General features: G+C 43.6%; 7 protein-coding genes. 2 read left to right on the top strand and 5 right to left on the bottom strand.

Features of this window, described 5'->3' with window-relative positions; all coding sequences use genetic code 11:
- From ACHWSC_RS13905 to ACHWSC_RS13885, 5 genes are all read right to left on the bottom strand, one after another.
- Positions 1-289, bottom strand: a 289-nt coding sequence (locus ACHWSC_RS13905) for a DUF1735 domain-containing protein (RefSeq protein WP_394677165.1), incomplete at its 3' end; no start/stop codon positions are given.
- A gap of 16 nt (positions 290-305) precedes the next feature.
- The gene (locus ACHWSC_RS13900; RefSeq protein ID WP_394677164.1) at positions 306-2,069 is read right to left on the bottom strand and encodes a RagB/SusD family nutrient uptake outer membrane protein; all 1,764 of its coding nucleotides are present in this window, start codon (positions 2,067-2,069) and stop codon (positions 306-308) included.
- A 21-nt stretch (positions 2,070-2,090) separates the two neighbouring features.
- Entirely contained in the window at positions 2,091-4,970 is a 2,880-nt protein-coding gene (locus ACHWSC_RS13895; protein WP_394677163.1) for a SusC/RagA family TonB-linked outer membrane protein, read from the bottom strand.
- Positions 4,971-4,997: 27 nt separating this feature from the next.
- Positions 4,998-6,893, bottom strand: a complete 1,896-nt coding sequence (locus tag ACHWSC_RS13890) for a RagB/SusD family nutrient uptake outer membrane protein (RefSeq protein ID WP_394677162.1) — start codon at positions 6,891-6,893, stop codon at positions 4,998-5,000.
- A gap of 10 nt (positions 6,894-6,903) precedes the next feature.
- Positions 6,904-10,086 carry a SusC/RagA family TonB-linked outer membrane protein gene (locus ACHWSC_RS13885; protein WP_394677161.1) on the bottom strand — a complete coding sequence of 1,061 codons (3,183 nt, stop codon included), beginning with the start codon at positions 10,084-10,086 and terminating at the stop codon, positions 6,904-6,906.
- Positions 10,087-10,525: 439 nt separating this feature from the next.
- Here ACHWSC_RS13885 and ACHWSC_RS13880 point away from each other — a divergent pair, with 439 nt between their 5' ends.
- Together ACHWSC_RS13880 and fsa are read left to right on the top strand one after the other, a co-directional pair.
- The gene (locus tag ACHWSC_RS13880) at positions 10,526-14,605 is read left to right on the top strand and encodes a two-component regulator propeller domain-containing protein (RefSeq protein ID WP_394677160.1); all 4,080 of its coding nucleotides are present in this window, start codon (positions 10,526-10,528) and stop codon (positions 14,603-14,605) included.
- Positions 14,606-14,784: 179 nt separating this feature from the next.
- Entirely contained in the window at positions 14,785-15,453 is a 669-nt protein-coding gene (gene fsa, locus ACHWSC_RS13875; protein ID WP_288061210.1) for a fructose-6-phosphate aldolase, read from the top strand.
- Positions 15,454-15,460 lie beyond the last annotated feature (7 nt).

Genomic DNA, 15,460 nt, shown 5'->3' with positions numbered 1-15,460 from the left:
GCCCGTTTGGATAGCTAAGGCCATTCGTAAGGCTGTTGTCGACAACAAAATCGATACGGATGTCTTTTCCATTGTTGTATACTCCTCCAGTGGTTGCCATGACTTTCACCTTATGCTGGTTGTCGAGACTGTTGTCAAAAATGTCTTCGCCTAGGGTTACCGTTCTGACTGGTGTCTGATAGGCGAAGTATACCGATTGAAATTCGAAATCTGGGAACTCCCAGTCGTTATTTTTGCAAGACGCCAGGCTTACCAAAGCCATGGCGTAAAGAAGATTGATCTTTTTCATTATGCGTGTATTAATGTTAATTCCATCCCGTATTCTGTACAAGATTGCTGTATTTGAGTACTTCACTGTACGGGATCGGACCGTAGTACATAAAGTTTTCATAAAGCCTATTCTCTACCGGAATCTCGGTATAGCTGTTGTTGCTTATACTGACTCCTTTTGCAGCAACGTTGATATCCAACTTCCAGCGACGCAGGTCCCAAAACCGAAACCCTTCAAAACAAAGTTCTAGTCTCCGCTCATTGCGGATGAGCTGCCGCATTTGCTCTTTGTTGTTTTTTACCTGTTCTAGGTAAGGATCGCCATTGTTGGCTCCTACACCCGCCCGTCTGCGAATAGCCTTGATGATGTCGTAGGCCGAGAAGGTAAAAGTACCCATGCCAGTAGGCCCCCAGGCCTCATTTGCGGCTTCGGCATAGGCCAGATACATTTCTGTCATCCGTATACGTGTATTGAAATGCATTTGTTGTGTAGAAGATGAAGGGTTGAGGTTTACATCTTGGCGCAGCAGCTTTTTCAGGTAATAGCCCGTCCGAGTAGATGTCTCGACCTTATTTAACCCATCGTTTGTTGGACTATTGGCAGCGGTATTGATAGCCGTGTTGCTTACGCCTGCCGTGGCACCATTGACAATAATGTAAGTCTTCAATCGGGGATCCCGCTTGTCGTACGGATTGGTTTTATTGTAAGCCGAATTGGCATCGTCAATGGGATAGCCATTTTCCATGGGAAAGGCATCGACCAGATTCTGTGTTGGATTGAGACGTCCTCTGCCAAACAATGTTGGCGGAAAATGGTCCTGTTCCATGCTGTTGCTATTTCCTTTGTCGGTGCGCCAAAGTATTTCGGCCGGATTGGATCCGGAGGTTAAGCCATCGACCACATCTTTATTGTACCAGGTGAATCCTTTCGGATCGATACCACTTGGTCCACCTTTGGCCTGGATGACCTGCCCCGCATAGGTGGCGGCTTGCTCCCAGGTTGTTTTGCTGCCCTCGCTGTATGCCGGACTTGCCGCCATTAACGCTGCTCGGGCACGAATTGCCTGCGCGATGCGCTTTGTCATGCGGAGTTTGAAATAGGCTCCAAATACACGGTTGTAGTCGTCTTTATTGATTGTGCCTGCGTATTTGACCGGAACTTGACTGTCTGCACTGATGTCTTCGTAATCCATAGGCAACAGGTCTTCTGCTTTTTTGATGTCATCGTAAAGTTGCTGCATGCAGGCTTCGAAGGGTGCACGACTGTGGTTAAAATCCGAATTGACATCTTCGGGAGTCAGCAGGATAGGCACACCAAGTATCTCACCGGTACTCGACTTTCCGGCATGGGATTGCAACAGGTGAAACATAAATAGTGCCCGGAGACCATAAGCTTCACCTTTCATGCGATCGTTAAACATCGTACTGACCTTGGGATCTAAGGCCCATTCTACTTTATCACTTAGGGATAAAAAATTGTTGAGGTACTGTATGGCTGCATAGCTATTGCGCCATTGGTCGAAAGGATTGTTGATGCTTGTCCATTGTCCGGTTGCTGTTTTAAGGTAAGTATTGCTTTTATCGTTGCTCACAGCATTGTCTGTGGCGACATCATCAAAGCTATAGCTATTAGCCGGAACCCGGTTGTATCCATTTAAAAGTAGCCCTTGTGCGTAAAGTGGGCGACTATTGGCTGTTTCAATTTCAAGATTATTTTCAAGAGCCGGCTCAAACATATCTTCACAGGAAGAAAATAGTAAGCTGCTTAGGATGGCTATGGTTAGTATTCTTTTCATCATTCTCGTCTTAGATAGTAAAGATTAAAATAGTGCCTTCAGTCCGATGTTGAAAAAACGCATTTGTGGTGCTTGTCCAATATTCAATTGCATCGTTTCCTTTTCTTTGGCGATGGTCAGTAGGTTGGATCCCGTGGCATAAATCCCCAGTTCGTGTATAAACTTAGCATTGAATAGACGCTTTGGGAAATCGTAAGACAGCTGCACTTTGGATAGGTTGATGCGATCGGTCTTGTAAAGCCAAAAGTCTGAGCTTCGAAAGTTGTTGTCACTGTTAAAGGTGGTAAGGCGCGGATAAGTTGCGGCCTCCTTGGTCGACTCTGTCCAGCGGTCACGTACGACCACTGAATATTTATCTTCCGCATCTACCCAAAAGTAAGAACTGTTTTTCATCGCTTTGGCTCCGAACTGTCCCGTTGCCGCGGCAAATAATGTGAAATTATTCCATTTGACTGTCAGGTTGCAACCTAATGTCAGTGGGGCACCGGCCCATCCGCCTTTGCCTAAGTATACTTCGTCGCGGGTATCGATGGTACCATCACCATTCTGATCTTTATACTTGATATCCCCAGGCTTGACTTCTCCAAATGTTGAAAAGGCAGCTTGGTCAATTTCACTTTGACTGTTATAAAAACCATCATGCTGTAAGCCCCAGATGGCGTCTAATGGTTTTCCGGCTCTGTTTTGGTAAGCAAATTCATAGAGTTCGTCCCTTTTTACCGCCTTGGTCGTATAGTACATCCCGTTGAAACCCAGTGATACGAAGGTTTTGTTGATCTGTTTGTTCAGGTTGATGCCAAAGTCGACACCCCGGCGTTCGTCGTCGTTAAAATTGACATAGGGAAGGTCAGAATAAACCGGCCAGTAAGTCATAAAATACATTGGGTACTGTGTTGCCGCCTGTACCAACCCGCCGCTCATCCGATTAACAAAGTAGGACGTATTAAAGGTGATCAGGTTGTTGTAGAGCCCACCTTCGAGGTTGATATTAAATTCCTTGCGTTTCGGGAATTTCATGTTGGGGTTGTCACCCCTGCGTCTGTCAAAGGTATGGACGAGGTCACCGTCGCGCCAGCTATACCATGCTGCGTCGTTATAGGTATAATACCCCTGATAGAGGTAATAGTCGCTAATATCCAGATCCGTGTTTAATATACCGGCCGAGGCGGATAATCTTAACTCATTGACGACTTTGCTGTCGATCAAAAAATTTTCTTTAGATAGACGCCAGGCGAGCGCTAAAGTAGGAGATAGGGCTCTTCTATTCCCTTGTGGTAATTTGGCGGAATGACTGTAAGCACTGCTAAAGTCAACATAATATTTGCTTGAATAATTGTAGCCCAACTGCAGCCCTAGGTTGGCATTGCTGGTTTTGTGGTAGCTGCCAGAGGCAGCGATCTGGAACGCATTGGCCAATAGGATTGCCGATACATGGTGGTCATTACCGTAGGTACGGTTAAAGTTTAGGGACCCATTGAGACCGATGGTCTGTCTATAGGTACTGCCACTGATATTTTGGATGCCTGAAATACGGTCGTCACCATATTTTGTGAGGCTACTGATAAGGTCTTTTCCATCATAGTTGTTCCACGATGCCTGATAAACAGCATAATTGTTGTTATAGGATTGGTTGTAATTTGACTGATAATCCACAGCCAGGTTGGTTTTGAAAACCAGACCTTCCAAGATGTTTTTTAGATCAAAATTTAAACCCGTATTAAATTGAAACTGCCGATTTAGATAGCGGTTTGTGCCGCCGGCATAAACGTTTGCAAAGGCATTGGTTTGATCCAGCTGACTTCCCCCAAGGAGATATTTGCCATCGATGAGAAAATTGCTGTTGTTGACATACACCATCGAGTTGACGTCACCTTCTTCGATCATATCAATAGGAATGAGTGGAGAGAAGCGATGTGGCCGCACGGTTGCTGCTGCACCCCAGTAGTCCGCATTTACCCCTTTGGAAATATAAAAACTGGCTGCTGCATCGACGTTCAGGGAGATCAGATCATTGACTTTCACATCGATGTTACCGCGCATATTGAATCTATTGGCGCCACCATTTTTTTTCGCCTGTCCAAAATTGAGGAGGGACCCTTCAGACCAAAATCCAAAGTTGGTATAATATTGTGCACGTTGATTGCCTCCTGAGATTTCGGCGGTGGCATCGTAGCGATTATAGTGATCTTTGATATAGTCCGATGAATAGTAATCCACGTTGGGATAACGATAAGGATTTGTTCCGGCTGCATGTTGATAGATTGTTTCGGCACTATAGAGTGGTGATAATCCATCATTTTGTCGAGCTTCATTATACAATGTCATATATTCTGCGGAGCCAAGATATTGCGGATAGCTCATAGCCGCATTGATACCGCTATTGGCTCTAATTTTTATCTGTTGACTTCCGGATTTTCCGCGTTTTGTCGTGATGCTAATAACGCCTTTGGCTGCTCGGCTACCATAAAGAGCGATGGCATTGGCCCCTTTCAATACACTGACCTGATCGATTTCTGTTGGCATAACGTTATTGGCATCACGCGGAAATCCGTCCACTAATACCAAATAACCACCCATACCCCAAATATTACCGTTGTATCCCGGAATAAAGGCATCTAGATTTTCCAGACTGTAGGTGTTGTAACTCTTGTCGAGCAATTGTGGAACATTGATGGATTGTACATTGCCCATGAGGTCCTTCTTCTGAACTTTTCGGAAAGCGACCTGTACAAGTGTCGTACTATCGGTGCCAATACTGTCCGGACCAACAAATGTCGAGCGCTCCGGAAAAATATTTTTATGTTGTCTAATGGTTGGATTAAGTGATTCTTTCGCCATTCCTTCAGCGGTAGCTATCCAACTTAATCCAAGACATAGTGCTATTCTTAATTTTTTGTACTTCATTTTTTGAATGATTAAATGAAAAACTTGTTACCAGCCTGGGTTCTGATAGAACTCGGGATACATGTTGACATCTCTGACCTTTAGGGGCAACCAGTAATGCTTGCTTGTAAACTTCCGTTCCAAAAGGACATTTTCTTTCATGTTGACGACGCGGTTTTGGGATGGATCTACGGTGTTGAAGGTTCCTGCCCGATCAAAAACAACCGATTTTTTTAAGGTGTAAGGTGATTCGGTCAACAGCAACCAGCGTCGCAGATCATTAAAACGATGACCTTCAAAAGCGAGCTCCACAGCTCGTTCCCGCCGTAATTCAGGTAACAATGCGTTAGCCGAACCTAGAAATTTGGCATCTACATGCCCCACGCCAGCCCGGTCCCGAACGATATTGATCGCATCAACTGCTGTTTTACCGTAATTGTCGGCTTTGCCTGTAGCTGAGTTGGAAGCCATCATGGCGGATTCGGCGTACATCAGATAGACATCAGATAAACGCATATAGGGCACGTAAATATGAAGATTGGATCCATAATTATAGGCTTGATCATATTTGTTGGCTGTTATAGGGACAAATTTACGTAACACGTAGCCTGTCTGGCTGCCAGACTGGATATCTCGATAGCTTCCATTACTGTAAAGGTTAGCGTATCGATTTTTTTCGTCCTGTGTATTTCCCTGGACGACTTTTGTTCCATCGAAAATGATGTCCTTATAAAAGCGTGGGTCGCGATCTTTCCAAGGGTATTCGGCATTGTAACCTGATTCTGCGTCAGACTGGGTAATGTCTTTGATCGGTAAACCGTTTTTCATACCATAGTAGTCGACATAATTGGCTGTTGGAATAAACTTCAATGCATCTCCGTCGGAGACGACCAGCGGAATGTACTGTTTACTGGTACCATAATTCGATACCCATGCGTCAATGTAGGGCCCTCTAAATATAGCTTCTGTACTGCCGGGCATGGCCCAATTTTGGCCTGTTGTGTAAAAATTCAAGTGAATATTGGCCATAGGAACAAGGGCGTAATTTGTCTGTCCGCTTTCGACAAGTGAAAGTAGTTCGCCAAAGGCTTGGGCTGCTTTTTTACAATAGTCGGTATGATAGGTTTTATTCCCGGTAGACTGAAAATTCATCAAAGGGCTTCCCGCCCAAAGATAATTTTTGCCAAGATAAGCAAGGGCCATGATTTTGTTGATGCGCAATTGATTTTTCCCCAGGGTACGTTTTCCGGCAGTGGTATTGTCCCAGTCGATCGGCAATAGATTGGCCGCTTCTCTAAAATCGGCCGCAGCAAGATCCGCACAGACATGGTAGCTCAATCTTGGCAAACGCAGCTTTTCGTCACTTGGAAGTACATAATTGATGTACGGCATCCCGCCAAAATATTCCATCAGTCGGTGGTGAAACCAACCTCGGAAAAATAACAATTGCCCCTTGATCAGGTTCTTTTCTTCGGCGGTGGCTTCGGTTAATTTGTCGATATTTTCTAGTCCGAGGCTTACTTTTCGCAGACCAAACCAGGCCGCGCTCCATAAATCGCGGAAGGCGCGGTTGGCAAATACATCCCCATTGATGGTGGTAAAATCACCCTGATCCATCCAGCCGGAGCCCCAGCCGTCGGATTCTCTTTGCCAACCCCAAAAATTACCGTTGTCGATTTTGTGAACGAAATGATAATTTCCAGCCGTTGAGGTCATTTCATCTTCACCCCAGTTCCACGAGTTGGTCCAGTAGTTGTTGCTGAAGTTGACAACACAGCTGTATAACTCTTCTGTATAGCCCTGAAAGTTAATAAAGTTTTTAAATGCTTCTTTGGAGGACACATTGGACTGTTCTTCTTTATCCAGGTATTTTTTACACGAGAGTAGGGAAGTTGAAGACCAGATCACAGTAGATATAAAGATTACCTTGAAATACTTTTTCATAGTGGTAGGATTAAAATGTAATGTTTGCACCTAGATTAAACCGCTTTACCGTAGGGTAGGCGCCCTGTGATGCCCAGCCCGTACCGGCATAATTGGATTCACGGTCGTCTGGCATTTTGGACCAGAAAACTAAGTTGTTGCCATTTAGAAAAATGCGAAGGTTTTGAAGCCCAAGGCGTTTGATTACGCTGGATTCCCGATTAAAATTGTAGGCAATTTCGGCTGTTTTCAATCGAATGTAGGAACCATCAAACATATACCGGCTACCGGGTGTATAAGTACTCGACTGTGATAACCAGCGTGGTAGTGGTACGTCTGCATTGACATTGTCTTTTGACCAATAGGAACCTTCGTCATAAGCGAGGTTAAGCTGGCCCGAGAAGCTGTTGAAAACAACTTGCCGGGTGACATTATTTACGGCATACCACTGGGTCATGACACTGAAATTCTTCCAATCAAATCCAATGGTATAATTATAAGTGTTCTGTGGAACCGAAGGAAAGGCGTAGGGAATATTGTCCTTAGCATCGATAATACCATCCCCGTTATAATCCAGTATATGATAATTGCCGGGTAGTTTCGCTAGGTCATTGCTTTCGTGCGCGGTACTCGAATAAAGTTCGTCCCAAGTATTGTAATATCCGGAGCTAACATAAGAATAGGTTTGACTCACTTGTTTGTTATCCGGTTTCTGATATTCGGGCAGCAGCTCGGGTGCATCGGCATTGATGACTTTATCCTTGGCATGGGTAAAATTGATATCAGCCCATATTCTCCAGTCGGTATTGAGCTGTCTGTTAAATTTCAGTTCTACTTCAAACCCTTTATTCTGTACCTTACCTAGGTTGGCTGTAGGTGCCTCCATCCCAAAGTAGGAAGGAATGGCTCGGTTGGCGCCGCTAATCAGGACATCTGTCCTACGGTCTCTAAAAAAGTCGACTTTACCGGTTATCTGGCTATTGAACAGACCGAAGTCGAGGCCGACATTGAATTTGTTAACTTTTTCCCAGCGGATATTTGGATTGCCAAGCGCACTTTCCTTATACCAGATATAAGGACTGGTATTGCCGTCGGAGTAGGAGTAGCGGCCTTCAACCCCCATGCCAGCGGTGCCCCCATATGCCCATTGGGTTAGGTACAGAAATTGACGGCCGCCACTATCGTCACCGATGTCACCATAGGACGCACGTAACTTGAGCATATTGAGAAACGAGATAGGCCTCATAAACTCTTCTTCAGTAACTAGCCAGCCTATCCCACCGGAATTGAAAAAGGCGAATCTATTGTCAGGACCGAATTTTTCTGATCCCGTATAGGCTCCATTGTACTCGAGCATATATTTATTTTTGTAGTTGTAGGTGGTGCGGAATACCCAGTCTTCGCGATAGGAGGGAATCATACTCCCTGTTCCGGTCTGATTGCGGTTGAATAAACCCATGGCAGTGATGTTGTGATTCTTAGCGATGGTCGTTGCGTAGTTTAACTGCAATTGATAAAATAATCTTCGATAGGTAGACCAGTCTCTGACCTGTCCGGCACCGGTTGTCCAGTTTATGCCCTCGACGAAGTCAAATCTATTGGTACCATCGAAAGCGATCTGATAGGTTGGCAATCCCGTATTGGGATCGATCCATTTACTTTGTGTACTGTTGTTGGCATCATTGATACCGCGGCCGCCCTCGACAAACGTGTTGTCCAGTGAGATTGTCCCACGAACGTTAAGCCCCTTCGTTAAAAACTTAAGATCTTGTTCGAGCGTAAAATCTGTTGTAATACGACTGGTGGTGATGTATTCGGTTCCGCTAAGTGCCAGCACACGGGCAGAGTTTATCCCGGCTTGTGTGTTTAAGGCATAGTAACCCCAGGTACCGTCTGAATAGCGTGGATAAATAACATCTGGAGCTACCGTATAGGCAGCGATCCAATAGGAATAGTCGTTGCCGCCGCCCCATGGACTTTTTTTGACACCGCGAGACCCTGCCAAGTTGGTTGAAAATTTAGTTGTGGGAGTAAGCTGGAAGTCTAAATTGGACCGTACATTTAGACGGTTAAAACCGTAGCCAGCTTTATAACCGCGAGCATTTTCGAACTGGCGGAACATATCGCCTTCGTAAAGAAAGTCCGCATTGGCAAAATATTTGACAAAGGGTGTACCACCAGCAATATTGACGCTGCTATTTTGTGAAAAAGCGTGGCTTTTAAAGAGTTCTTTTGCCCAGTCGGTATTCACATAACGTTCGCGTTCCGTCCGGTCAGCGGGAAAACGGTATTTATTGATGACGTCTTGTGGAAGATAGTTGGCCCAACTGGAAGGAGAAATCCCTAACTCATATTCGATAACTTTGTTGCGTAGCATCAAAGCATCGTACGAATCCATTTTTCCCGGAAGTTGGGAAACCGTTTTTACAATGTTGTTGACGGTACCGCGTATCAGCATTTGCCCTTCTTTACCCCGCTTGGTGGTGATTAAAATAACGCCGTTGGCTCCTCTGACGCCGTAAACAGCGGTTGCCGAGGCGTCTTTGAGGACGGAAACAGTTTCGATGGAACTGATATCAACGGCAGATAGTGGTCGTTCCACCCCATCGACCATGACTAATGGGTCGGTATTATTCCAGGTACTGCGTCCGCGGATCACAATACGGGGATCTTCCTCGCCCGGCATACCGGTACTTGCCGTGGTAATGACACCGGGCACATTACCGGTCAATGCGGCGCCTACACTGGAAACACCACCTGCGCGCTCGAGGATTTTACCTGAAGTTTGCGCAATGGCGCCAACGACAGTTTCCTTTTTTTGACGACCATAGCCGACAACAATGGTTTCCTCGATTTCGATAGACTTATCGCTTAGTTGTACTTCTACCGTGTTCTTATTGTGGATATCCACTTCGAGTTGGCCATATCCTAGCTTGGAGATGGTCAATAAATTATTATCTGCAGGGACTTGGATCGTGAAAGCTCCATTGTCATCGGTAGCCGTGGCTAGCGAGGTGCCTTTTACCCTGATGGACGCACCGCTCACTTTTTTATGGTTACTATCGACGACAATGCCCCTTATCTGCCTTTTGGCCTGAGCATAGAGTGTTGCCTGTCCAACATAAAGCAGGAACAGCAGTAAAGTGAATGGCTTAGCTATACCCCATAGCTTTTTCCAATGCCTTACTCGTGTGATTGTACATGTAATCATCATCGCATTTGTGGATTGATAAATAGGTTGAAGAATTCTTGGTTAAATTTTCTCTAATTGGCTAGATACGTTTGTATCGGTGTTCCCTTTGTTCATTTTGATAAAAAATCTAAGGGACAGTCATGGATCATCAAGTACTGTCATATGCTGTATAATAATTGGTTAAATTTTTTATAACTATATAGCAACCGGTTGCATTGTTTGCATATAGTTTTCCCTATATTGGAATGCCTTTCAAAGCAGTTTATAATTGTATACCAAAGCTAGCCATTGGAAAATTTGGTGGATAGCAAGAATGTTTAAATGAAGGATAAGAATGTCAAAAAATATCGCTTACAGGGGTCAAATGATTGTAGAGACTAGTTTAGTAGGGATTAATTTGATAATTTAGTTGACAGTTCAATACAGATTTTTTTGTATTGAAGATTACATACCTAAATATATGATACGAACTTTAGTGGTATTCACCTGGATGATGCTGACGTTTTTTTCTTATGGACAAAGCCAGCCTGTAACTTTTCAACGCTATTCTTCAAAGGATGGACTTTCTTCCAATACAATCTATAGTATCTACCGCGATAGTTATGGTTTTCTTTGGCTAGGAACAGAGGATGGGCTTAATCGCTTCGACGGACGTCATTACAATGTCTACCGGTATGATGCCAACAAAGAGAATAGTTTAATGGCAAACCATATTTCGGCCTTATGTGAAGACATGAAGGGAAGAATATGGATCGGTACAAATGGAGGGGGATTAAGTTATTATGATCGGGAAGCTGACCGGATCAGGTCGTACAATCTTACCCCTGATGGTAAATGGCTCAGTACCGCTATTAATGCGATCGATAAGGATGCAAGTGGAAATATCTGGATCGCTTCCTATGGTGCTTTGTATATTTTGGACGTCAATGATCTACAAAAGAGAATGGATCCAACTTATCGACGTATTGTAGAAGCTTTTGCCGGTAAAGTAACGGGCAGTGTTTTTCGTGACCGAAAGAACAACATGTGGGTGTCATCAGAGAATGGCATATTTCGCATATCGGCAGACCTAAAGACCATAAAACGTTTTGAAGTTCTTTCGGAAAAGGAAGGATATGGAAATGGAATTGAAATTAGTTCCATTGTTGAAGATGATCAGGGCCGTATCTGGGTCGGATCTATGCTCGGCCTTAAATATTTGAATCCGGGCGATTCGCAGTTCAATAAATTTAGCGCAGGAGAAGGGAAAGGAGCTTTAAGTAGCCCCCGCATTTACACCTTATGTTACAATCAAAAGCAGGACTTATGGATCGGAACGGACAATGGTCTTGATGTGCTTAATACCAGGGATTTAACAATTCGGACTTTTAAGCCGGATCCAAGTAATGTTCATAGTCTTTCTCATAAATCAATACGGTCTATTTTTGTCGATAATAGCGGAATTTACTGGATAGGTACCTTTCAGGGAGGGCTAAATAAATTCGATACCAATTTAAGCCAATTTAGATTAAAAAGTTTAGATTTTTTGGAGGGTATGACCGGTGACCCAGCTATAGTAACTTCTTTCGCGGCTTATCAAAATAAGATTTTTTTGGGCGTTGATGGTGGTGGTATCTGGAAATATGATCGAACGACAGATAGACTGTCGTCTGTTGAACTTTCGGCGAACTTACCTAAAGATCTTACGGTGTTGACTTTGGAAAGAAAACTCGATCAGCTTTGGATCGGTACCTATCAGCAAGGGGTTATCTGTTATGACCTGCTTAATGGAAATCTAAAAAGATATACTGTTGGTAACAGGGAAGATAATTTGAATAATAACGATATTTTTTGTTTAAAAGTTGACTTTCGAGGAAATACCTGGGTTGGGACAAATGGCGGCGGCGTGAACATCATTCAAAAAGGAAGCGCTATCGTTAAAAAATACAAGCGGGAAGAGCACTCAAACGATGGGATAGAGCTACCTGGAAATTTTATACGTGCGCTAGCGGAAGATCAGGAACATAATATGTGGATAGGAACTTACGGCTCGGGCCTGGTGATGTATGATCCTTTGAAACAACAGACTACACTGTATGATAAAGCAAAAAATAAGCTCCCAAGCAATTATATATTAGCCGTGCATACGGATAAAAATGGAAATTTATGGGTTGGAACAAATGGCAATGGTGTAGGCTTGCTGCGAAAAGGGAAGACATTTTTTGAGACACTTTCTGAGAAAGATGGATTAGTGAATGGAGCCATTCAGAGTATTATTGAGGACGATAAAGGGAGGATCTGGTTTTCAACAAACAAAGGATTGAGTTGTTATTCTCCGGTGCAAAATAAGTTCAAAAACTATTCTAATGCTGTGGGATTGCAAGAAGGTGCTTTTATGCTCGGTGCGTCACTAAAAACGGACGATGGAGAAATTTATTTTGGTGGGCAGAAAGGGTTTAACCATTTTTATCCGGCTCATTTAAAAACAAATGGCAATCCTGCGAAGGTCGCACTGACGGATTTAAAAATTGACAATGTGATCGTTCAGCCCACGGAGAAGGGGCCAATACAGCAGTCTCTGTTGACTGCCGATCGCATCAACCTGAAATACAAACAAAATTTTTCAATTTCTTTTGCCGCGCTAAATCTAACTGTACCTGAGGATAACCAATACGAATACCGACTTGTCGGCTTTGACAAAAATTGGATTCGAAATGGAAAGGACAATAGCGCCTATTATACAAATTTGGATCCGGGAGATTATGTTTTTGAGGTTCGCGCAAGCAACAACGACGGTATTTGGAACAAGGAAATCAAATCGATTGCGATACATGTTGCTCCACCGTTTTGGCGCACCATTTATGCTTATCTATTTTATGTGCTAGCAGTAATGGGCGGCCTGCTGTGGATCAGACATCGCGGGATTCAAAAGTTAAAACAAAAATTTGCGATTGAACAAGAGCGTATCCAGGCGAGGCAGCTCATTGAACAGCAAAAGAGAGATGCTGAGACAAAGCATCAAATAGATGCAATGAAAATCCGATTCTTAACAAATTTAAGTCATGAATTCCGCACGCCAATCTCTTTGATCACAGGGCCCGTGGATGCTTTGATTGCCAAAAATAAAGATAGCAAACTGGGCGATCAACTAAATTTGGTAAGCCGTAACGCGCGGCGGCTTTTAAATTTGGTCAACCAATTACTGGATTTTCGTAAAATGGAATACCATGAATTGAAAGTGCAGGATGAAGATGGTGAATTGGTATCTTTTGTACAAGAAGTATACCGTTCATTTCAGGATATGGCGCTGCAAAAAGGTATCGATTATTCTTTTTTTCCATGCCAGGAAAAATTGTATTGTCGTTTTGACCGAAATAAGGTTGAGCGCATTCTATTTAATTTAATCTATAACGCTTTTAAATTTACCAAAAAGGGTGGGGATATCGCTGTAAGTATATCCTCCATAAGCCTTGTCGACAAGAAACTGCATGTTTCCCTTGAAGTGCGCGATACTGGTATCGGAATTCCCGAGCAATTGCAACAATCGATATTTGAGAGTTTTTTTCAGCATGATACTGAGGGCAAGGTGGCAAGTCAGGGTTCAGGTATTGGACTGTCAATTGCACAGTCATTTGTTCAGATGTACCATGGCGAGATTTCGGTTAGCAGTCAACCCGACAGCGGAAGTACCTTTAAATTTGATCTATGGCTGGATCAAGCTGAGCCGGTATATGAGGGTGGGGTTGAACCAGAAGTAGTTACGGAGATACAACCTGTGGAACTTAGACAGTGCCCTCTTGTGTTGGTTATTGAAGATGATGAAGATTTTAGATATTACCTCAGCGAGTCTTTAAAGGAGTATTATCAGATTATCGAGGCTACTAACGGAAAGGATGGCTGGCAAAAAGCACTTTTTCATCACCCTGACCTTGTGGTGAGCGATGTTCAGATGCCATATATGAATGGTATGGAATTTTCACAGAAGCTGGCGCAGGATAAACGGACAAAACATATTCCTGTTGTACTGCTGACGGCCTCACAGGTCGACAATGGTCTTGTTTGCGGGCTTGAATCGGGTGCGGTGGGATATCTGACCAAACCTTTTGATATGGATGTACTGGTAGCGAAGGTTAACAGTTTGCTTCAGCTGAACCAGGCGTTCAGGGAAGTCTATAGTAAACAAGTGTCTATTTTAGCTCCCGAAATGACGATCAGGTCCGAAAAAGATAAATTTTTACAAAAAGTACTCAATTATGTACACGATAATATCGATAATCCGCAGTTATCGGTCGAAGCGCTAAGTGCCCACACCTCGATGAGCCGAGCCTCCCTTTACAATAAGCTACTGGAACTGACGGGCATGTCTCCCGTAGATTTTATACGCTCTGTGAAACTAGAAAAGGCGGCAGGTTTGCTGGAAAAAAGCGATAAGTCTATTTCTGAAATTGCTTATGAGACGGGATTTGCCAATCCAAACTATTTTACAAAAGTCTTTAAAGCAAAATATCAAATGACGCCAAGTGAATATATCCAATCGCATAAAAGTACATCCGTGCACTAAGCATAATATTGTTGTTTAAAAGGTCGTTTTAGGTCAGTTTTTTAGGAGGGTAATCTGTTTTAAACATTTTTACCCTTCTTTTTTTTATTTGTTGCAATCCTATCTGGTTGAAAGCTATAGTTTTGTCTTATAACCAATCGCTGGAGATCTAGCGAATTCAAAACTAATCAACTAAAAAAATGAAATTTTTTATCGATACGGCAAGTCTCAGTGAGATTCGTATGGCTCAAAATTTAGGTGTCCTAGATGGTGTAACGACCAATCCTTCACTGATGGCCAAAGAGGGAATTACAGGAACAGCTCCTGTACATGCGCACTACAAAGCTATCTGTGATATTGTAGACGGTGATGTAAGTGCTGAAGTGATTTCAACTGATTTTAATGCGATGATTGAGGAAGGTTTGCGCTTAGCGGCCTTAGACAATAAGATTGTTGTTAAGGTTCCAATGACTGAAGACGGCATTAAAGCAATTAAATATTTTAGTACAAAACAAATTAAAACCAATTGCACCCTGGTCTTTTCTGCCGGGCAAGCACTCTTGGCCGCCAAAGCCGGAGCAACCTATGTATCTCCTTTTGTCGGTAGGCTCGATGATATCTCTGTCGATGGACTGGCCCTGATTCGCGAAATTCGGACGATCTACGATAATTATGCTTTCCCTACCCAGATTCTTGCGGCTTCGGTACGTCATAGTGCGCATATCTTGGGTTGTGCCAAAATTGGTGCGGATGTGATGACTGGACCTTTGCAGGCGATATTTTCCCTCTTAAAACACCCATTGACGGACAGTGGCCTTGCTCAATTTTTAGCTGATCATAAACGCGTTGCCGCACAAAGTAACAATTGAGATGGTC

Source organism: uncultured Sphingobacterium sp., assembly GCF_964277905.1.
Taxonomy (GTDB): Bacteria; Bacteroidota; Bacteroidia; order Sphingobacteriales; family Sphingobacteriaceae; genus Sphingobacterium; species Sphingobacterium siyangense.
This window is presented reverse-complemented; position numbering and strand designations above follow the sequence as displayed.